This is a genomic window from Neobacillus notoginsengisoli, from assembly GCF_003515685.1.
Classification (GTDB): Bacteria; Bacillota; Bacilli; order Bacillales; family Cytobacillaceae; genus Bacillus_D; species Bacillus_D notoginsengisoli.
This window is the reverse complement of sequence record NZ_QWEG01000007.1, coordinates 24124-43206: the sequence shown is the minus strand read 5'-3', so window position 1 is coordinate 43206 and position 19083 is coordinate 24124. Positions and strand designations below refer to the sequence as shown.

Below are 19083 nucleotides of genomic sequence, written 5' to 3'. Positions count from 1 at the left end.
GTCGGCTAGTTTATGAATAAAAAAATTAAATTATATAGATCGAAGACCGGAAAGGATTTGAATGGAATGCCAAATGAATTCCGCGTGTGTGATGACTGCCAGGCAGTCAATCTTAAAACGCTCATTCCACGCCTAAAGCAGCTTGATCCAGAAGCGAAAATTGAAATCGGCTGCCAATCTTACTGTGGCCCCGGCCGCAAAAAAACATTCGCATTCGTTAACAACCGCCCGCTCGCGGCACTCACCGAAGAAGAACTAATGGAAAAAGTCCGTAAAAAAATAAAATAAACGCCTGCCAAAATCACCCACGCTGCCTCAGGGTGATTTTTTGATGCAGGGTGATGCAGGGGACGGTTCTGCTGCTTCATTCGGGACCCGAATGAAGCGCTGGAACCGTCCCCTGCATCATTGTAGATTTTTGGTGAAAGAGGGATGATTCTGTTAGGAAATGGGGATATAATAGAGAGAGATTTAGAGGGGCAGGGGAGATGGATGGGTTTTTTATCGGAGAAACTGAATGAAGAGAAGGTTTTTAAGGATCCGGTCCATAGCTATGTCCATGTCCGCGATAAAATTATTTGGGATTTGATTGGCACAAAGGAGTTTCAGCGTCTGAGGCGGATTAAGCAGCTCGGAACGACCTTTCTGACATTCCACGGAGCTGAACACAGCCGCTTCAACCATTCGCTCGGAGTATATGAAATTACCCGGAGGATTGTGGATGATGTTTTTTCGGGAAGGCCGGAATGGGACCAAGATGACCGGCTGATCGCATTATGTGCCTCGCTTCTCCACGATCTTGGCCACGGTCCTTTTTCACACGCGTTTGAAAAAGTCTTTGATCTAGACCATGAGGAATTTACCAGGGCCATTATCCTGGGGGATACAGAGGTTAATAGGATTCTCCAAAGGGCCGGGACCGATTTTCCGAAGCAGGTCGCCGAAGTCATCGCGAAGACATCCGACAAAAAGCAGGTCGTCAGCCTGATTTCAAGCCAGATTGATGCCGATCGCATGGATTACCTCCTGCGAGATGCGTATTTTACAGGCGTCAGCTACGGATTTTTTGATATGGAACGAATTCTCCGGGTCATGAGGCCGCGTGAGGATCAGGTCGTTTTTAAACATAGCGGTATGCATGCAATTGAAGATTACATAATGAGCCGGTACCAAATGTATTGGCAGGTGTATTTTCATCCTGTTTCAAGGGGAGCGGAGGTAATTTTGACGAAAATCCTCCACCGCGCAAAAGACCTCAACAGCCAGGGCTATGCATTCAGGCATGAGCCGCTGCATTTTTATTCGGTCTTTGAAGGAAAACTGACCGTCGAAGACTATCTGAAACTGGATGAGTCAATCATTCTTTACTATTTTCAAATGTGGCAAGAGGAAGAGGATGCCATCCTAAGCGATTTGTGCAGGCGGTTTGTGAACCGGAACCTGTTTAAATTCGCCGAGTTTGACCCGGCTAAAGAATATAAAAAGCTTGCCGAGCTAACCGGGCTGTTCCGGAAAGCGGGCATCGATCCAGAATATTACCTCGTTGTCGATTCATCCTCCGATCTGCCGTATGACTTTTACCGTCCTGGTGAGGAAGAGGAACGGCTGCCAATCAATCTTTTGATGAAAAGAGGCGACTTGCGCGAGCTCTCACGCGAATCGGAAATTGTCGAAGCGATTTCCGGCAAAAGAAGGACCGATCACAAGCTCTATTATCCGGCGGACTTTTTATTAGACGATTCTTCCAAAAAAAATATAAAAAAGCAGATTCGCAGCATTTTGGATTTTTGAAAGATTTGATATCGAATTCCATGTGAGAACTCGGCAAGATATATAGCTAGACTCTGGGAAACGTTGTTGATTAGCACCAAGATACGAGTCTGGCGGTACGAGCGCCAGCAGACACGGGAAATAGACACCCTTTCTTTATTTATAAGGGAGCAGGAGATGAAGAGATTTGTTAAGTGATCATGCAAGACTGATGCATGCAGTCATGGTTTCCGGCGAAATCGTCGGGAGAAAAAAACTGCAGAAGATGATATTTATCGCAAAAAAAATGGCGTTCCCCTTCCAGGAACGATTTCAGTTCCATTTCTATGGACCATATTCTGAAGAACTGACTCTCCGCGTGGAAGAGTTGTGCAATATGGGCTTTTTAGAAGAATGCAAAGAAAACAAGGGAGGCTACAGCCAATATCGCTATTGCCTCACCGAAGCAGGCAAGGAATTCCTGGGTGTGAGCGGCATTGATATGCCGAACGTAACCGAATGCTTCACAGATATGAACGGGCAAAGCGCCAGGTTCCTCGAACTTGTTTCGACGGTCCTTTATTTTGAAAATCTCGAAAAGCACGAGGTTACCGAAAAGGTCTTCACTCTGAAAAGCAGCCAGCGTTACACTGAAGAAGAAGTCAATGAAGCATATGAATACATCGGTTCACTGAAAGAGAAAGCTAAGCTCCACTAAAATGGGCTTAGCTTTTCTGATATTACTTGAATCATTGGAAGGCGAACGGCCTTATTGTTCGCTAGCCCTGACACCAGCTTTCGCATAGTGGTTCTTAGCCATTTCTTCAATAATGACAGTGACGTTTTCCTTCGGAGCACCGGCGGCTTCGACGACAGCGTCAGTCACTTTTTCGACGAGCTTTTTTTTCTGTTCATCGGTGCGGCCTTCAAGCATTTTCACAGTTACGATTGGCATATTCCATTCCTCCTCTTATGTATGTGATTTCAGTTTTTCACAAATCAGAAAAAACCGCAAGCGGGGGCAGGCGATTTTCATTTCACTGCCAAATTATTGTATACTTGAAGAAATGTGTTAGCCGGGCAAAATAGTAAGCGGCTCCGCAAGCATTTTTTGCATATAGATAGAACAACAACGTACAGGGGGAAAAATTTTGAGCCTTTTTCCGTATAATACACTTGAAAAATTCGTTTTTGCTGCGCTGACGCTCGTAGTGGCCTTTTCAGTGCACGAATTTGCCCACGCCTACACGGCCTGGAAATTCGGCGACAATACTGCGAAAAACCAGGGAAGGCTGACACTAAACCCGGTTAAGCATATTGACCCGATTGGCGCGATTATGATTTTTGTCGTCGGTTTTGGCTGGGCCCGTCCGGTTCCCGTCAACCGCTTCTTTTTCAAAAATCCGCGCCTGGCCGGTATCCTTGTCTCGGTCGCGGGCCCGGTAAGCAACTTTCTCCTCGCCTCGCTAGGCTTTTTGATTTTCTTCAGCCTTGGCCGATTTGGCGTTGAGGGGGCATTTTCTGACACAATGCTTGAGTTTTTGAATACATTTATTTGGCTTAATCTAGTCCTGTTCGTCTTTAACTTGATGCCGCTGCCGCCGCTCGATGGCTACCGGATTATTGAGGACCTGGCGCCAGGGGATCTTCGCGCAAAAATGACCCAGTATGAGAATTACGGATCGCTCATCTTTTTGATCCTTGTCCTCACACCGCTCGGAGAATACACAATCTGGCCAATCTTCAGAGTTATCCTGCCAGCCTTGGCAGACGGCATGTATGAATTTTTCTTATCGTTTTTTATTTAATAGATAGCTTTTTTGCAGGGAGGTAGGATGAAGTGGAACAAAAAAAGAGGAAAATCGGGTTTAACATTATCAAAACCGATCCGCTTGATGGTCATAAAGGCTTTGGAAAGGGTGCGCTTACTCTTGATAATATCTCACCGGTCATTATCGACGTGGAAGAGGGAGACGCAGTCATAGACGTTGGCGCCATGCACGCCCGGAGCGCTGCTGAAAGAGGCATAAAGTTTTTGCCAAATAAAGACGAAGTGCCAAATGCGAAGCCATATTGGCTCGTCTGGGTGACCATCGACCGAAATGAAGCCGGCCCTTATTATGCGGGAGTAACGGCATGCGAAATGACCATTGACAGGGAAATCCGCCGCGGCTACAAGTCGTTCCCGGAGCACGTCAACCGGATGGACAAATCGATGAAGCGTTACATTATGGTCGACCATATGGACGATAAATCGAAAAAAATTCTGGCTGATTTCCTGAAAGCGCACAATGAGGCGTTATGGGACAATTCGACGGATGAGCTTAAAAGGGGATTGGGCGTACAATAAAGCTTTTGTTCGGCTTGCCGCTGGCAAATAAGTGACTAGTCAGCCATAAAACCAACGCGTTTGTATAATGAAAAGTATGTTTTAACAAGCCTGTCCTTCGGGGCGGGCTTGTTTTCATTTTGTGTTCGGACAGTAAATGAGGTGTCTGCACGTGAGCTGTCCGAAGTTACCCCATGTTCGGACAGAGAAAGAGGTTTCTTGCGTTTCGTTGTCCGAAGATGCCTTCCCTTCGGACAGTGATTCCCCGAAAAAGCCGTGAGCTGTCCGAAGTCGCCCCATGTTCGGACAGAGAAAGAGGTTTCCTGCGTTTCGCTGTCCGAAGATGCCCTCCCTTCGGACAGTGATTCCCCGAAAAAGCCGTGAGCTGTCCGAAGTCGCCCCATGTTCGGACAGAGAAAGAGGTTTCCTGCGTTTCGCTGTCCGAAGATGCCCTCCCTTCGGACAGTGATTCCCGCAAAAAGCCGTTAGCTGTCCGAAGTCGCCCTATGTTCGGACAGCAACCCAGGAATCTGCGCCCCGGCTGTCCCGATACATATGAATTGCGTCAAGTTCCTAGGTGCATTCGTCGGGATTCATGATTGATTCGTCCAAAATCGTGGTGCATTCATCCAAATTAGCGAGGGATTCGACCAGATTAGCGAGGCATTCGCCCAAAATGGCACTACATTCAACCGACTCCAGAGTTTGCATTCATCTTTGTTAAAACACTTACTGAACGAACTGCCAGCCAACTAAAATAATCCGCCATAGGATTGTGGTACAAAATAAAATCCGTTTTGCTAAACGATCAAAGTTAAAGAAGAAAAAGGGCAGCCAGGCCGCCCCTATGTCAAGGCTGCCCAAACTGCCCAATCCATCTAACCAAACTATTCCACTCCAATAAACATAAACCATCAATCGCCCCAATCCCAAAGCCGCTTATACCACGTTTTCTCCCGCTTACTGCCCTTGCCATCAAGTCCTTTTCGATTGTTGCCGTCACCAAGGCCACCATCACCGAGATGCTCCGTACAGTATTCAACTGGCTCCGTTCCGGATTCGAAATACGTAAAACGCCTAACTGGGCAATCTTTTGTTGCCAGTTTTCCGTTTGCTACATCAACATACACGCCGGTGACGCCTTCCCTTGGTGCGCGGAAAGGTTTAATCGGCTGGCCATGCAGTGCTTCCTCCATGAACCGGATCCAAATTTGTTTCGCATATGACTTTTCCGGCACATTTTCAACCTTCCGGGCATCGTCGTAGCCGGTCCAAACAGCAGAGACGAGCTGCGGCGTGAAGCCAATCATCCAGCTGTCTGTCGGTGTCGAACCCGATTTTCCAGCATAAGGACGGGTCATTCCTTTCAAAATCGTACTTCCGGTCACATTTGCATAGCCGTTCAGCTTCGTATCGAATACACCCATCAGCATTTGCGTCATCACATACGTCCTGGCGGGATCAAGGACTTGTTCATCCTTGTCTTCTTTTTCGTAAATAATTTTGCCATCGGCGGTCTCGACCCGAGTGATAAGCGTCGGCTCAACTTTTTTCCCGCCATTTACGAACAGGCTGTAGGCGTTGGCCATTTCGATGACGCGAACCCCCGATGTGCCGAGCGCCAGGGACGGCACTTTTGCCATTGGGGTCGTGAGCCCGAATTTCGCAGCCGCATTAACGAGTGTCTCTTCCCCGAGGAACAGATGGGTTTTCACAGCATAGACGTTATCGGAAACAGCCAGTGCTTGCGCGAGAGTGATGTCGCCATTCGCATATTTATTATTGTAATTATGCGGCGTGTAATCAGGCTGGCCGTTGTCGAACCGAAACGTTGTCAGCTCGCTCCTTACAGTTGTTGATGGAGTGTATCCGTGCCCGAGCGCCGCGTAATAAAGAAACGGCTTGATTGTTGACCCGGGTTCCCGGAGAGCCTGGACAGCTCGGTTGAACGGACTTTTTTCGTAGTCACGCCCGCCGGCCATTGCCTTGATATGCCCATTTTTCGGGTTGACGGCGACAAGTGCGGCCTGAATGTCAGAGTCTGAAGCAATGACGGATTTAATCTGCTGTTCCGCTGCTTCCTGCTGTTTTGTATCAATCGTTGTATAAACCCTCAGGCCGCCGAGGGCAATAGCCCGTTCGCTTAGCCCTAGCTGATTTTTTAAAGCCGCCGCGACCGCATCCTGAAAATAGGGTGCCTTTTTCAGCTTTCGGTTTGGATCGGTTCCGGTTAGCGCAAGATCGGCTGCGGAAGCGGCTTCTGCCTCAGCCGTTTTGATATAACCGTTTTGGGCCATCGCTTGCAAAATAATGCCTTGCCTCTGCTTCGCCCTTTCCATTGAGGCAAACGGGGAAAAGGCGCCTGGGCCTTTCGGGATTCCTGCGAGCATCGATGCTTCAGCAAGCGTCAGGTCGGCAGCGTTTTTGCCAAAATAATACTTGCTTGCTGCCTGGATGCCATATGCCCGGTTGCCGTAATAGATTGTATTTAAATACCCTTCAAGGATTTTTTCCTTCGAATAATTCATTTCGAGCCTGATGGCGTAAAGGGCTTCCTTTAGTTTTCTCGTCCACGTTTTGTCATGGCCTAAAAACAAGTTCCGCGCATATTGCTGAGTAACAGTACTGGCTCCCTGTACTTTACCGAACGCCTTGATGTCAGCAATCGTCGCGCCGGCAATCCGCTTCAGGTCAAAACCGCTGTGCTCGTAAAATTTCCGGTCTTCAATCGAAATGGTGGCTTCAACGAGATAAGGGGAAATGTCTTTTATCGGCACCCAATATCTCTTTTGCCCGAAGTTGGTTTCACCGATGACCGTCCCGTCTTCGGCGTAATATAATGTCGACTGAGGAACAGCGAGCGGGGGCGGGCCAAGTACTTTGGCATAAACAAGAATCAGGAGCGCGGCAAGCGCAAGTGCCGCCGAACCAAACAAGCCAAGAAAAAACGCCGCACGCACATATTTCACCACTCTCTTAAACCCCTGGCCAGTCATGGTTTCCATCCTCTCACCCCTTTGCTTTTCATCAGGAAAAATCGCCCAGCAATTGGGCCATACATACAGTATGAAAAGAAAGGGGATTTTTTAAACATTTACCAGTTCGTTCACAAAATTTTTCTTGCAATTTCGCCCGTTTCCACTATACTTTTCTCATGTTTGCAATTACCCAATTGGGGAAGTATAGCAATAGATGAAGACTGCTTAAGGAAGCTTATTTTTTTGCAAAAAATGCAGCTTGACGGGAAATCAACTTTGAAAGGAAGATGAAAATGGGTGGACTTTGGTTTACTGAAAAACAAACCGACAACTTCGGAATCACCATGAAGGTGAAACGCACATTACATACAGAACAGACAGATTTTCAACTGCTTGAAATGGTCGAGACAGAAGAGTGGGGCAATATGCTTCTGCTGGACGGCATGGTCATGACGTCCATCAAGGACGAATTTGTCTACCACGAAATGGTCGCGCATGTGCCATTATTTACGCATCCAAACCCTGTAAACGTCCTTGTCGTCGGCGGAGGCGACGGTGGCGTAATCCGTGAAGTGCTGAAGCACCCTCAAGTGAAAAAAGCGACCCTTGTCGATATCGACGGCAAAGTGATCGAATATTCGAAGAAGTTTTTGCCGGAAATTGCCGGCAAGCTTGACGATCCGCGCGTTGACGTGAAGGTTGGCGACGGTTTCATGCATATTGCCGAAAGCGAAAATGCGTACGATGTTATTATGGTCGATTCAACCGAGCCGGTCGGTCCTGCGGTCAACCTGTTTACAAAAGGCTTCTATGCCGGCATTTCCAAGGCGCTGAAGGAGGATGGCCTATTTGTTGCCCAGTCCGACAACCCATGGTTCAAGGCCGACCTAATCCGTAATGTCCAGCGCGATGTGAAGGAAATCTTCCCAATCACCCGCCTGTACATTGCGAACATCCCGACATACCCAAGCGGCATGTGGGCATTTACAATTGGTTCGAAGAAATACGACCCGCTCGAAGTTCCGGAAGACCGTTTCCATGACATTGAAACAAAGTACTACACGAAAGAACTCCACAAAGCGGCATTTGTTTTGCCAAAGTTCGTTGGGGATTTAGTGAAATAAAATAATTAATTTGATGAACGTACAGGGGGAGGGAGGCCAAGTCTCCCTCTCGTTGTGCCTGGAAAGGGAAGTGTACGATGCGATTTGATGAAGCGTATTCAGGAAATGTGTTTATCAAAAGCCATCCTGACTTTGAAGAAAGTAAAGTGGTGATCTACGGAATGCCGATGGACTGGACGGTCAGCTACCGTCCAGGTTCCCGTTTCGGCCCTTCAAGGATTCGAGAAGTTTCCATAGGCTTGGAAGAATACAGCCCATATCTAGACCGCGAGCTTGAGGACGTAAAATACTTCGATGCTGGAGATATTCCGCTTCCTTTTGGAAACGCGCAAAAAAGCCTTGATCTGATTGAAGAATTTGTGGACAAGGTTTTGGCAGAAGGGAAGTTTCCGCTCGGTATGGGCGGTGAGCACCTTGTTTCGTGGCCGGTGATGAAAGCCGTCTATAAGAAATATCCCGACCTTGCGATTATCCATATGGATGCGCACACTGACCTGCGCGAGAGCTATGAAGGCGAGCCGCTTTCCCACTCAACGCCGATTCGCAAAATTGCCGAGCATATCGGACCTTCCAACGTTTATTCCTTCGGGATTCGCTCCGGCATGAAGGAAGAATTTGATTGGGCGAAACGTGTCGGCATGCATATTTCGAAATTCGACGTTCATCAGCCGCTGAAGGAAATTTTGCCGAAGCTTGCCGGACGCCCGGTTTATGTCACAATCGACATTGACGTACTTGACCCGGCCCATGCTCCAGGGACCGGGACGGTTGATGCGGGCGGCATCACTTCCCATGAACTGCTTGCTTCGATTCATGAGATTGCCCGTTCCGATGTAAAGGTCGTCGGAGCTGACCTCGTTGAAGTGGCGCCGATTTACGACAACTCCGAGCAGACCGCCAACACCGCAAGCAAGCTCATCCGTGAAATGCTGCTTGGCTGGGTGAAGTAAGCTATTTGGCAAAATAGGCATTTGGAATATGAGAAGCAGGATGATGAGTTAGTGAAGTTTTTTCCTAAGTTGCTTCATGTTGGGACAGTGATTCACTAAAAGAGCCATTAACTGTCCCAAGATGTCCAAGGTTGGGACAGGGAACGAGGATAAAAGCTTCAACCTGTCCCAAGTAGCTTCATGTTGAGACAGTGCTTCACCTAAATGGCCGTCAACTGTCCCAAGCTGCCCAAGGTTGGGACAGAGAACGAGGATAAAAGCTTCAACCTGTCCCAAGCAGCTTCATGTTGAGACAGTGCTTCACCTAAATGGCTGTCAACTGTCCCAAGCTGCCCAAGGTTGGGACAGAGGACGAGGATTTAAGCTTCAACTTGTCCCAAGACTGTTCATGTTGGGACAGTGCTTCACCTAAATGGCCGTCAACTGTCCCAAGCTGCCCAAGGTTGGGATAGAGAACGAGGATAAAAGCTTCAACCTGTCCCAAGCAGCTTCATGTTGGGACAGTGCTTCACTAAAAGAGCCATTAACTGTCCCAAGATGTCCAAGGTTGGAACAAAGAACGGGGATTTAAGCTTCACCCGCCAAAAAAAGTGCCTGTTTCCATCGCGAAGCAGGCACTTTTTGAATTGTTGCGTGCTAAAAGATATAATAAAGTGATACACCCCAAGAGCAGGGTAGAGCAAGTTTAGATTTCATGATATAATTTCATACTTATAAGACACTAATAGAGCAATTTTCTTGCGTTGAGAAGGAGTGGACCGGATGGACCCGAAGCCTGTCACGGTTACGATTACTACATCAATTGTCCAATCCGGCATGAAGGATGAAATCATCACCGGAGCAAGCGGATTTTTTTATAGAAAAGGCAGTGCCGTCTATCTTCAGTATGAGGAAAAGGCGGAGGGAGGAAGCATCCGGACCATTTTGAAAATGGACAGCGGAGAAGCGCTGCTCCTGAGAAGCGGTGCCGTGAAAATGAGGATCCCATTTAGGCTGTCGGCAGAAACACGCGGCAGCTACAATACTCCTTATGGAACTCTGCCGGTTAAAGCAGTCACAGAAAGGCTCGCCCAGGCAATCCGGGAAAATGGGAAGGGCGGCATGTTTTTGCTGAAATACGATTTGCACATTGCGGGCGCGCCCGCCGGTACATATAGTTTATCGATCACGTTTGAGGAGGAAATGGAATGAATCTAGTTGAACAGGTGCAACAGAACCTGAAAGAGGAAATCAAAGCGGCTGTCCTGAAAGCCGGCCTGGCTTCCGAAGACCAGCTTCCCGAAGTAATTCTTGAAATTCCGAAAGAGAAGGCGCACGGTGACTATTCGACCAATATGGCGATGCAGTTGGCCCGTGTCGCAAAAAAAGCACCGCGCATGATTGCTGACGCGATTGTCGCCAATTTTGACAGTACAAAAGCTTCAATTGAAAAAATTGAGCTGGCCGGCCCTGGCTTCATTAACTTTTACATGGATAACAGTTACCTGACAGAACTGATTCCTTCGATCCTTGAAGAAGAAGATCGCTATGGTGAAACGAATGCAGGTAAAGGCCAGAAAATCCAGGTCGAATTTGTATCGGCGAATCCGACGGGAGACCTGCATCTAGGCCACGCCCGCGGCGCCGCGGTCGGCGATTCACTGTGTAATATTCTTGCAAAAGCTGGCTTCGATGTTTCGCGCGAATACTACATCAATGACGCCGGAAACCAGATTAACAACCTTGCCCTCTCCGTTGAGGCGCGCTATTTCCAGGCTCTCGGCATGGAGAAGGAGATGCCGGAAGACGGCTACCATGGTGAGGACATTATACAAATCGGCAAGGAGCTTGCTGCTGAATATGGCGATAAGTTCGTCCATATGCCTGAGGATGAGCGCTTCAATTTCTTCCGTGAGCACGGACTCAAGGTAGAAATGGCCAAGTTGAAGAAGGACCTTCACGACTTCCGCGTTGAATTCGACGTCTGGTATTCCGAGACCTCGCTTTATCATAATGGCAAAATTGATACAGCACTGAAAACGCTCCGTGACAACGGCCATATTTATGAGGAAGACGGTGCCACCTGGCTGCGCTCCACTCCATTTGGCGACGATAAGGATCGTGTGTTGATTAAGCAGGACGGCTCCTATACGTATTTGACTCCGGACCTCGCTTATCACAAAGATAAACTGGACCGCGGTTTTGAAAAGCTCATCAACGTCTGGGGTGCCGACCACCATGGCTACATTCCGCGGATGAAAGCGGCGATCGAAGCGCTCGGCTATAAACGTGATGTTTTGGAAGTAGAAATCATCCAGCTCGTCCATTTATTCAAAAACGGCGAAAAAATGAAAATGAGCAAGCGTACCGGCAAGGCTGTTACGATGCGTGAGCTTGTCGAAGAAGTCGGACTCGACGCGACCCGTTACTTCTTTGCGATGCGCAGTGCTGATACGCATATGGACTTTGACCTTGACCTGGCTGTATCCGAGTCGAATGACAACCCGGTTTACTATGCCCAATATGCGCACGCGCGTATTTCGAGCATTTTACGCCAGGCGGCTGAGCAGGGCTTTAGTGTGGAAAAAGAGGTTGATTTGAAGCAAGTTGGCTCAGAGAAAGAAGTCGATTTGCTGAAGAAGCTTGGCGAGTTCCCGCAGGCAGTAAGTGATGCAGCCTTGAAGCGCACACCGCACCGGATTGCCAATTATGTTTTTGACCTCGCTTCCGCTTTCCATAGCTTCTACAACGCCGATAAGGTTGTCGACAAAGAACAGCCTGAGCGTACGAAGGCTCGCCTAGCATTGGTGAAAGCTGTAAAGATTACGATGAAAAATGCATTGTCTTTGATTGGCGTATCCGCGCCTGAAAAGATGTAAATAATATAGTTTTTGGCCCTCCGGTGTGAATTCCCGGAGGGCTTTTTGCATGGCCTTTCGTTCATTGGAAGGATTGTTCAAGGCCTCAAAGAATATCGAATTGTGTTGGATAAAAAAGGCGAATCCGGTAAATAGTAAGCGGGACAATCTTTTAAGGAGTGGAGCAGATGAATGTAGGCCGGGCAAAGGAAATCCTGGAGTCAGCTGAAAATATTGTTGTCACATACGAAGGCAGCCGGGTCATGATCCAGCACGTTGACGAAAGTGAAAAAACAGCGCGGGTATTCTGGCGCGAAAACCCCGAGCAGGAAGAAACGGTTCCAGTCATGAATTTGATTGAGGAAGAGACATTGAGATAGGAGATAGGTCCGTGAAAGGGTAGCCTCCTTTATGGGGGCTTCCTTTCATTTGATTTTAAGTTGTTTAATGTTTGTTTGTACAGAGCCGGAGTTCGGACAGCAAGATGGCTTTTTCTATGTTCGCTGTCCGAAGATGCCCCAAGTTCGGACAGAGAACCGTCTATTTTCTCGATAGCTGTCCGAAGATACCCCAAGTTCGGACAGAGAATCGTCTATTTTCTCGAAAGCTGTCCGAAGGTGCCCCATGTTCGGACAAGGAACCATCTATTTTCTCGATAGCTGTCCGAAGATGCCCCAAGTTCGGACAGAGAACCGTCTATTTTCTCGATAGCTGTCCGAAGATACCCCAAGTTCGGACAGAGAATCGTCTATTTTCTCGAAAGCTGTCCGAAGGTGCCCCATGTTCGGACAGAGAACCGTCTATTTTCTCGATAGCTGTCCGAAGATGCCCCAAGTTCGGACAGAGAATCGTCTGTTTTCTCGATAGCTGTCCGAAGATGCCCCAAGTTCGGACAGAGAATCGTCTATTTTCTCGATAGCTGTCCGAAGATGCCCCAAGTTCGGACAGAGAATCGTCTATTTTCTCGATAGCTGTCCGAAGGTGCTACAAGTTCGGACAAGGAACCATCTATTTTCTCGATAGCTGTCCGAACACACCCACACTCACATAACTTACTTCCACTCAATCGCCGCCCCGCCAATCCTTTTCACCCCGCGGATGGCTGCCACCTCAGGAACGAGTCTAAGCAAAGCCAAATCCTTCGTTTTTGCCTCAATCATAAAATCGACGTCCTGCCCAATCTCACGAAGCAGCTTCAACAGCGGCATAATGAATTCGAGATCAACATAGTCTGCGTGCGAGCGGAAGGCTTTCTCTGTTTTCGGGGAAGAGACGTGTATTTTCGGCACCTGCAGCCTTCCTGCCCACGTTGAAAACACTTTTGGCAAAAGCTCCTCCAACGGCCGCTCCGACGGATTCGCCACGTGATGGTGGTAATCAAAAGCGAGCGGTACGTTTTCCCTGACGCAAACAGCGAGCGTCTCTTCGGTCGTATACGTTTTATCATCATTCTCAAGCGTGGTCGCAGCCTTAATATGGCCGGGTAGCTGCTTAATATTTTCATGAAACCGCCCCAAGGCAGATTCCTTATCCCCGTAAGCTCCACCGACATGAATATTGAGAGTTCCCCACTCTTCAAGTCCCATGCACTCTAGCATTTTGTAATGGTATTCCATATCTCGCACGGCATTCACCGTAATCTCCTTGCGCGGTGAGGTGAACAGCGTGTACTGGTTCGGGTGGAAGCTGACCCTGAGCCGGTACTTCTTCACGAACGTACCAATTTCAAGCCACTGTTCCCGAAACGGTGTTGCATAATCCCATTCAGCCTCTGGATGCGTGGCAAGCGGGACGATTGAGCTCGACAACCTGTACACTTCAATGCCATGAGCAATATTGTAATATAGAATACGCAAAGTATTCCTAAGGTTTTCCGCCGTCAAAGCCAGCAGCCTCTCCCGCCGTTCATTTTCACCTAGCAGCTTGTACCGGGCGAAAGTCATCGTCCGTGAAGGGGAAGCCTCCCAGAGCGACAACGCCGTCGAAACATAGCCAAACCGTATCTTCACACATCATCCCCCCTAAAAGGTGTGAGGCAGGGGACGGTTCCAGCGCTTCATTCGGGACCCGAATGAAGCAGCAGAACCGTCCCCCTGCTTCATAGAAACAGTGAAACAGACCATCCTAGTATTTCTTTTGTGGAGCGGAGGATGTCTGGTTTTTCCAATTCTGAAAGTTTAAGTTCCCTGGATGCTTTCATATCGTTTTCGATGATGGCGGCGGCCTCGACAATTGATTCCTGGCTGTACATATAGCAATTGATTTCGCTGTTTAAAAACAGGCTTCTTTTATCGAAGTTGGCTGAGCCGATGTCACAAACCGTATCATCAATCAGGATCGTTTTTGCATGATAAAAACCGTACATGTACTGGTATATCCTAGCGCCTTTCCTGATAAGCGGCCGCAAATACCTAAAGGATGCTTCTTTGACAAGTGGATGGTCGGCGATGCCGGGAACAATGATGGACAGCTCAACCCCGCGTCCCAGGCAGGCGATCAGTTCAGCGAACAGTTTTTTACTTGGGATAAAATATGGAGTACCAATCACAATTTTCTGCCTGGCGCTTTTTAGAAGTTCGAGGCAGGTTTCCTCAAGCATGAAACCGGCAGTGGGTAGAAGCTGATGCTCGGCATCACCGACGCCTCTTTTGCAAAAATAGAAGGGAAGCCGGCGCAAGTCTTCTCCGTAAGCGTCTTTCCAATCTGTGAGGAACACTTCCTGTAAATCCTGGACTGATTCCCCGGTGATTTTGAGATGGTAATCACGCCAGGGGGAAAGCTTCGGATTTCCGCCAATGTATTCATTGCCGACATTATATCCCCCGAGATAACCGGTGGCGCCATCAATGACGGTGATTTTCCGATGGTTCCTTGCCTGGAGGGTGTAAAACAGAAAAGGGAGCTTCAGCTTGTTGGAAAAAGCGAGCTGAATTCCGGCCTGCTTAAGGGAAGCGGCGGTATCCTTCGTTAAAGCCTTGCTTCCTATCCAATCAACCAGCATCCTGACTTCCACGCCCGCCTTAGCCTTCTCGCTTAGAAGGTCAAAGAATTCATGGCTGAGGGCATCTTCCTTAACGATATAGAATAATACATGAATATGGCGTTCTGCCCGCCTGAGCTCAGTGAAGTAATCTTTAAACAATTCGCTGCCCCTAGTCAAAATCTTGATTGTGCCTTTTCGTATAGGCATTGGTTCGAACCTGGCCTTCTCAATTCTCCTTTTCCTGCCAAAATGGAGGTCGGCCGCCAGCCAGGCAATCAATAAAAAAAGACATCCGGCAAATAGCATAAAAAACATGCGGACTACCTCCTGTATCGCTGTTCCTGTTAGCTTTTACCTAATAAGGCTCATATATGAGTTGAAAGAGAGTGACAAAATTGTTGACTGAATGCTCATTCATCATATAATAAAAGTATACATAGTTCTGAAAATTAAATAGGTTTGAAATTTTCTTCTAACGGGATTGTGGGTATAGAACAGAAAAGGGAAGGGGAGTTTCGAGTGAACGGACCTTTATGGATTAATTTTATTGCGTTCCTAATTGTAACCGCTTACGCAGTCAGCCTGTTTGTTTATGTAGTTAAGACAAGGATTGCCTACATCAAGCTCGGCAAGAAAGCAGAGTTTGATGCAGCGGCCAAAGAGCGCTGGCAAAATATTTGGACGAATGTTTTCGGACAAAAAAAGCTGCTGAAAGATAAAAAAAGCGGTATCATCCATGTCATGTTTTTTTATGGCTTCATCCTCGTCCAATTCGGCGCCATCGATTTTATTTGGAAAGGGATTAAGCCAGGTTCACACCTGCCGCTTGGCCCGCTGTACCGTGGTTTTACGTTCTTCCAGGAACTCGTGGCTCTTGTGATCCTCGTCGCGGTTGTTTGGGCATTTTATCGCCGCTATGTGGAAAAGCTTGTCCGACTCAAACAAAACTTTAAAGCTGGGCTTGTCCTCATTTTCATTGGCGGACTCATGCTGTCCGTCCTGTTCGGAAATGCGATGGGCATCATTTGGCACGGCGCGGAAGGCACGTGGTCCGAACCTGTCGCCTCCACGATTGCAGCTGGCTTTGGCTGGCTTGGCAAAACAGCTGCCGTTACCTTGTTTTACTATTCCTGGTGGATTCATCTGCTGCTATTGCTTGCATTCCTTGTGTACGTGCCGCAGTCGAAGCACGCCCACCTCATCGCCGGCCCGGTCAATACGTATTTCAGCCGCACCGGCCCTGTCGGAAAGCTGAAGGCCATTGACTTTGAAGACGAAACAGCTGAAACTTTCGGCGTTGGCAAAATTGAAGATTTCAACCAGCTGCAAATGATTGATTTCTACGCCTGTGTGGAATGCGGGCGCTGCACGAATATGTGTCCGGCAACCGGTACCGGAAAAATGCTCTCGCCAATGGATATCATCCTGAAGCTCCGTGACCATCTGACCAACTACGGGGCGGCTGTGACACAAAAGCAGCCATGGGTCCCGGCGTTTGCTTTTGCCAACACGAAAGGGAACCAACTTGCCCTTGCCGCACAAGGTGCCGCCGCGGATGAAGCGGCTGCGGCCTCGGCATACAATCCAAGCCTGATCGGTGATGTCATCACCGAGGAGGAGCTTTGGGCGTGCACGACTTGCCGGAACTGCGAGGACCAGTGCCCGGTCATGAACGAGCATGTGGATAAAATCATTGATTTGCGCCGCTATCTCGTTTTGACAGAAGGGAAAATGGATCCGGATGCCCAGCGCGCAATGACTAATATTGAGCGCCAGGGAAACCCTTGGGGGCTGAACCGGAAGGAGCGCGAAGACTGGCGTGAAGCACGTGAAGATGTCTACGTGCCAACAGTGAAGGAACTGAAAAAAGCAGGCGAGGAGTTCGAGTACTTGTTCTGGGTAGGCTCAATGGGCTCCTATGATAACCGGAGCCAGAAAATCGCCCTTTCTTTTGCAAGGCTCTTAAATGAAGCCGGCATCGAGTTCGCCATCCTCGGAAACAAGGAAAAGAACTCCGGGGATACGCCGCGCCGCCTCGGAAACGAATTCCTGTTCCAAGAGCTTGCCGTAAAAAATATCGAGGAATTTGAGAAAAACGATGTGAAGAAAATTATAACGATTGACCCACATGCCTATAATATTTTCAAAAATGAATACCCTGACTTCGGGCTAGAGGCAGAAGTTATCCACCATACCGAGCTGCTCTATGAACTCGTCCGCGACGGCAAACTCGTTCCGCGGTATGAGGTAAAAGAAACGATTACGTTCCACGACTCTTGCTACCTTGGACGTTATAACGATGTGTACGATGTGCCAAGGGAAATCCTGAAAGCCATTCCGGGCGTCAAGCTCGTCGAGATGGAGCGCAACCGCGAGAACGGCATGTGTTGCGGCGCCGGGGGAGGTCTTATGTGGATGGAAGAGGAAACGGGCCACCGGATTAACGTCGCCAGAACCGAGCAGGCGCTCGCGGTCAATCCGTCCATCATCTCATCAGGCTGCCCATATTGCCTGACAATGCTGTCCGATGGCACGAAGGCAAAGGAAGTCGAGGAGAATGTCGGCACATACGATGTCGCCGAACTGCTCGAGCGGTCCGTAGTCGGCCAGCCAGCCCCGCTCGTCTCTTAATCAAAGCGTCTGGCTAAGCGGGAAGCAACAGCAAAGTAGTTTGATGAATGAAAAAAAGCAGGAACTGATTAGCGCAAAATTAAGCAAAGGTTAAAAATATTGCGTCTTATATTTCAGTTCCTGCTTTCTTTGCGATAAAATATTACATAAGGTAAACGCTTACATTTTTTGCTGGCGGACTGAGCGAGCGTTCAGTCGAACGGGTTATGGGAACAGAAGATTTCACAAAGGAGATGAGTTGAATGGCAAGGACGGTTATTTTAAGCGGGGTCAGGACGCCTTTTGGAAAATTCGGCGGGGCATTGAGCAGCCTGTCAGCTTCTGAACTTGGGGGGATTGCGGTCAAGGAGGCGCTCTCTCGGGCGAACGTAAATCCAGATAAAGTGGGTGAGGTCATCCTTGGTTCCGTTCTTCAGGGGGGCCAGGGACAGCTACCTTCACGGCAGGCAGCACGCCATGCAGGCATTCCGTGGGAAGTGCGGACAGAAACAATTAACAAGGTTTGCGCATCCGGTATGAGAGCAGTTACAGTCGGCGACCAAATCATCCGGGCCGGGGATGAGGAAATCATCGTGGCTGGCGGAATGGAGTCGATGAGCAACGCGCCGTACATTGTTCCGAAAGCTCGCTGGGGTCTTCGGATGGGTGACGCGCAGCTGAAGGACCTGCTCATGACAGACGGTTTGAGTTGCGGCTTCACGGGGGTCCATATGGGTTCGTACGGAAATGCAACCGCCGAGGAATTTGGAATTACGAGAGAGGAACAGGACCTTTGGGCGTTGAGGAGCCAAAAGCTTGCCAGTGAAGCGATCGAGAGCGGGCGCCTTGCCGAAGAAATTGTTCCTGTCTCAGTGAAGCAGCGGAAAGGTGAGCCGCTAGTTGTTGACACAGACGAATCACCGCGGAAAGACACAACGATTGAAAAACTGAGCGCCCTTAAATCTGTTTTTGATAAAGACGGAACCATCACAGCCGGAAATGCACCCGGCATTAATGACGGTGCGGCCGCAATCGTGCTGATGAGTGAGGAGCGGGCTGTGAAAGAAGGCCGGACGATTAGCGCAGTCATTCTCGGCCATACGTCCATTGCGGTTGAGGCGAAGGACTTCCCACAGACGCCGGGCCTTGTCATCAATGCCCTTTTGCAAAAAACTGGCCGTTCCCTTGAGGAAATCGACCTCTTCGAAATCAATGAAGCATTTTCGGCAGTCGCGCTTGCGAGCAATAAAATCGCCGGCCTGGACCCTGAAAAAGTGAATGTCAATGGCGGTGCGGTCGCCCTTGGCCACCCGATTGGCGCAAGCGGCGCAAGGATCATTGTGACTCTAATGCACGAATTGAAGCGGCGCGGGGGCGGAATCGGCATCGCCGCCATCTGCAGCGGCGGCGGCCAGGGAGATGCCGTCATGATTGAGGTGCCGAAACGATAATTCTGTATCAAGAAATCAGTTTACTAGATTACAAGGCTAAAGAGGCGGCCTCCGGATTCACCCGGACTCCGC

General features: G+C 48.9%; 19 protein-coding genes. 12 read left to right on the top strand and 7 right to left on the bottom strand.

What is annotated here, in order from left to right; all coding sequences use genetic code 11:
- Nucleotides 1–66 precede the first annotated feature (66 nt).
- From D1B31_RS11825 to D1B31_RS11815, 3 genes are all read left to right on the top strand, one after another.
- Nucleotides 67–288 carry a YuzB family protein gene (locus tag D1B31_RS11825; protein WP_118921004.1) on the top strand — a complete coding sequence of 74 codons (222 nt, stop codon included), beginning with the start codon at nt 67–69 and terminating at the stop codon, nt 286–288.
- Nucleotides 289–492: 204 nt separating this feature from the next.
- The gene (locus D1B31_RS11820; RefSeq protein ID WP_118921003.1) at nt 493–1791 is read left to right on the top strand and encodes an HD domain-containing protein; all 1299 of its coding nucleotides are present in this window, start codon (nt 493–495) and stop codon (nt 1789–1791) included.
- Nucleotides 1792–1957: 166 nt separating this feature from the next.
- Nucleotides 1958–2467: a YwgA family protein gene (locus D1B31_RS11815; protein ID WP_118921002.1), complete on the top strand. Its 510-nt coding sequence runs from the start codon at nt 1958–1960 to the stop codon at nt 2465–2467.
- 51 nt (nt 2468–2518) lie between these two features.
- Here D1B31_RS11815 and D1B31_RS11810 read toward each other — a convergent pair whose 3' ends face one another.
- Complete coding sequence (locus D1B31_RS11810) at nt 2519–2704, bottom strand: 2-hydroxymuconate tautomerase (RefSeq protein WP_118921001.1); 186 nt, start codon at nt 2702–2704, stop codon at nt 2519–2521.
- A 196-nt stretch (nt 2705–2900) separates the two neighbouring features.
- Between D1B31_RS11810 and D1B31_RS11805 the strand changes: the two genes are divergently transcribed.
- On the top strand, nt 2901–3557 hold the full coding sequence (locus D1B31_RS11805; protein WP_420846097.1) for a site-2 protease family protein: 657 nt from the start codon (nt 2901–2903) through the stop codon (nt 3555–3557).
- Nucleotides 3558–3589: 32 nt separating this feature from the next.
- Entirely contained in the window at nt 3590–4099 is a 510-nt protein-coding gene (locus D1B31_RS11800; RefSeq protein WP_118920999.1) for a YwhD family protein, read from the top strand.
- Nucleotides 4100–4134: 35 nt separating this feature from the next.
- On the opposite strand, the gene D1B31_RS24255 is transcribed toward D1B31_RS11800, so the two are convergent.
- From D1B31_RS24255 to D1B31_RS11785, 3 genes are all read right to left on the bottom strand, one after another.
- On the bottom strand, nt 4135–4482 hold the full coding sequence (locus tag D1B31_RS24255) for a hypothetical protein (RefSeq protein WP_118920998.1): 348 nt from the start codon (nt 4480–4482) through the stop codon (nt 4135–4137).
- 325 nt (nt 4483–4807) lie between these two features.
- A complete protein-coding gene (locus D1B31_RS24250; protein WP_158587523.1) occupies nt 4808–4996 on the bottom strand; it encodes a hypothetical protein in 189 nt (62 codons plus the stop codon).
- Nucleotides 4993–7083: a transglycosylase domain-containing protein gene (locus D1B31_RS11785; RefSeq protein ID WP_118920996.1), complete on the bottom strand. Its 2091-nt coding sequence runs from the start codon at nt 7081–7083 to the stop codon at nt 4993–4995. The genes D1B31_RS24250 and D1B31_RS11785 overlap by 4 nt, the downstream gene beginning before the upstream one ends.
- A 266-nt stretch (nt 7084–7349) precedes the next feature.
- Here D1B31_RS11785 and speE point away from each other — a divergent pair, with 266 nt between their 5' ends.
- Together speE and speB are read left to right on the top strand one after the other, a co-directional pair.
- Nucleotides 7350–8180 carry a spermidine synthase gene (gene speE / locus D1B31_RS11780; protein WP_118920995.1) on the top strand — a complete coding sequence of 277 codons (831 nt, stop codon included), beginning with the start codon at nt 7350–7352 and terminating at the stop codon, nt 8178–8180.
- A 77-nt stretch (nt 8181–8257) separates the two neighbouring features.
- Nucleotides 8258–9130, top strand: coding sequence for an agmatinase (gene speB / locus D1B31_RS11775; RefSeq protein ID WP_118920994.1), 873 nt, complete (start codon nt 8258–8260; stop codon nt 9128–9130).
- A gap of 304 nt (nt 9131–9434) precedes the next feature.
- Here the strand turns inward: speB and D1B31_RS24245 are convergent, their stop codons facing one another.
- A complete protein-coding gene (locus tag D1B31_RS24245; protein ID WP_158587522.1) occupies nt 9435–9614 on the bottom strand; it encodes a hypothetical protein in 180 nt (59 codons plus the stop codon).
- Between the two features lie 278 nt (nt 9615–9892).
- Here D1B31_RS24245 and D1B31_RS11770 point away from each other — a divergent pair, with 278 nt between their 5' ends.
- From D1B31_RS11770 to D1B31_RS11760, 3 genes are all read left to right on the top strand, one after another.
- A complete protein-coding gene (locus D1B31_RS11770) occupies nt 9893–10321 on the top strand; it encodes a YwiB family protein (RefSeq protein ID WP_118920993.1) in 429 nt (142 codons plus the stop codon).
- The gene (gene argS / locus D1B31_RS11765) at nt 10318–11988 is read left to right on the top strand and encodes an arginine--tRNA ligase (protein WP_118920992.1); all 1671 of its coding nucleotides are present in this window, start codon (nt 10318–10320) and stop codon (nt 11986–11988) included. The genes D1B31_RS11770 and argS overlap by 4 nt, the downstream gene beginning before the upstream one ends.
- A 167-nt stretch (nt 11989–12155) precedes the next feature.
- Complete coding sequence (locus D1B31_RS11760) at nt 12156–12347, top strand: H-type small acid-soluble spore protein (RefSeq protein ID WP_118920991.1); 192 nt, start codon at nt 12156–12158, stop codon at nt 12345–12347.
- A gap of 672 nt (nt 12348–13019) precedes the next feature.
- Here D1B31_RS11760 and uvsE read toward each other — a convergent pair.
- Both uvsE and D1B31_RS11750 read right to left on the bottom strand, forming a co-directional pair.
- Nucleotides 13020–13976, bottom strand: coding sequence for a UV DNA damage repair endonuclease UvsE (gene uvsE / locus D1B31_RS11755; RefSeq protein ID WP_118920990.1), 957 nt, complete (start codon nt 13974–13976; stop codon nt 13020–13022).
- Between the two features lie 89 nt (nt 13977–14065).
- Entirely contained in the window at nt 14066–15265 is a 1200-nt protein-coding gene (locus tag D1B31_RS11750; RefSeq protein WP_118920989.1) for a phospholipase D-like domain-containing protein, read from the bottom strand.
- A 204-nt stretch (nt 15266–15469) separates the two neighbouring features.
- Here D1B31_RS11750 and D1B31_RS11745 point away from each other — a divergent pair, with 204 nt between their 5' ends.
- Together D1B31_RS11745 and D1B31_RS11740 are read left to right on the top strand one after the other, a co-directional pair.
- On the top strand, nt 15470–17581 hold the full coding sequence (locus tag D1B31_RS11745; RefSeq protein ID WP_118920988.1) for a (Fe-S)-binding protein: 2112 nt from the start codon (nt 15470–15472) through the stop codon (nt 17579–17581).
- Between the two features lie 242 nt (nt 17582–17823).
- Nucleotides 17824–19011: an acetyl-CoA C-acetyltransferase gene (locus D1B31_RS11740; protein ID WP_118920987.1), complete on the top strand. Its 1188-nt coding sequence runs from the start codon at nt 17824–17826 to the stop codon at nt 19009–19011.
- The last annotated feature ends 72 nt before the right edge of the window (nt 19012–19083 follow it).

Bases quoted from the DNA above. Each gene is read 5' to 3' on its own strand.
- D1B31_RS11770 (WP_118920993.1), top strand. From the start codon at position 9,893: ATGGACCCGAAGCCTGTCACGGTTACGATTACTACATCAATTGTCCAA.
- D1B31_RS11820 (WP_118921003.1), top strand. From the start codon at position 493: ATGGGTTTTTTATCGGAGAAACTGAATGAAGAGAAGGTTTTTAAGGAT.
- D1B31_RS11825 (WP_118921004.1), top strand. From the start codon at position 67: ATGCCAAATGAATTCCGCGTGTGTGATGACTGCCAGGCAGTCAATCTT.
- argS (WP_118920992.1), top strand. From the start codon at position 10,318: ATGAATCTAGTTGAACAGGTGCAACAGAACCTGAAAGAGGAAATCAAA.
- D1B31_RS11740 (WP_118920987.1), top strand. From the start codon at position 17,824: ATGGCAAGGACGGTTATTTTAAGCGGGGTCAGGACGCCTTTTGGAAAA.
- D1B31_RS11750 (WP_118920989.1), bottom strand. From the start codon at position 15,265: ATGTTTTTTATGCTATTTGCCGGATGTCTTTTTTTATTGATTGCCTGG.
- D1B31_RS11785 (WP_118920996.1), bottom strand. From the start codon at position 7,083: ATGGAAACCATGACTGGCCAGGGGTTTAAGAGAGTGGTGAAATATGTG.
- D1B31_RS11760 (WP_118920991.1), top strand. From the start codon at position 12,156: ATGAATGTAGGCCGGGCAAAGGAAATCCTGGAGTCAGCTGAAAATATT.
- speE (WP_118920995.1), top strand. From the start codon at position 7,350: ATGGGTGGACTTTGGTTTACTGAAAAACAAACCGACAACTTCGGAATC.
- speB (WP_118920994.1), top strand. From the start codon at position 8,258: ATGCGATTTGATGAAGCGTATTCAGGAAATGTGTTTATCAAAAGCCAT.
- D1B31_RS11810 (WP_118921001.1), bottom strand. From the start codon at position 2,704: ATGCCAATCGTAACTGTGAAAATGCTTGAAGGCCGCACCGATGAACAG.
- D1B31_RS24255 (WP_118920998.1), bottom strand. From the start codon at position 4,482: ATGGGGCGACTTCGGACAGCTCACGGCTTTTTCGGGGAATCACTGTCC.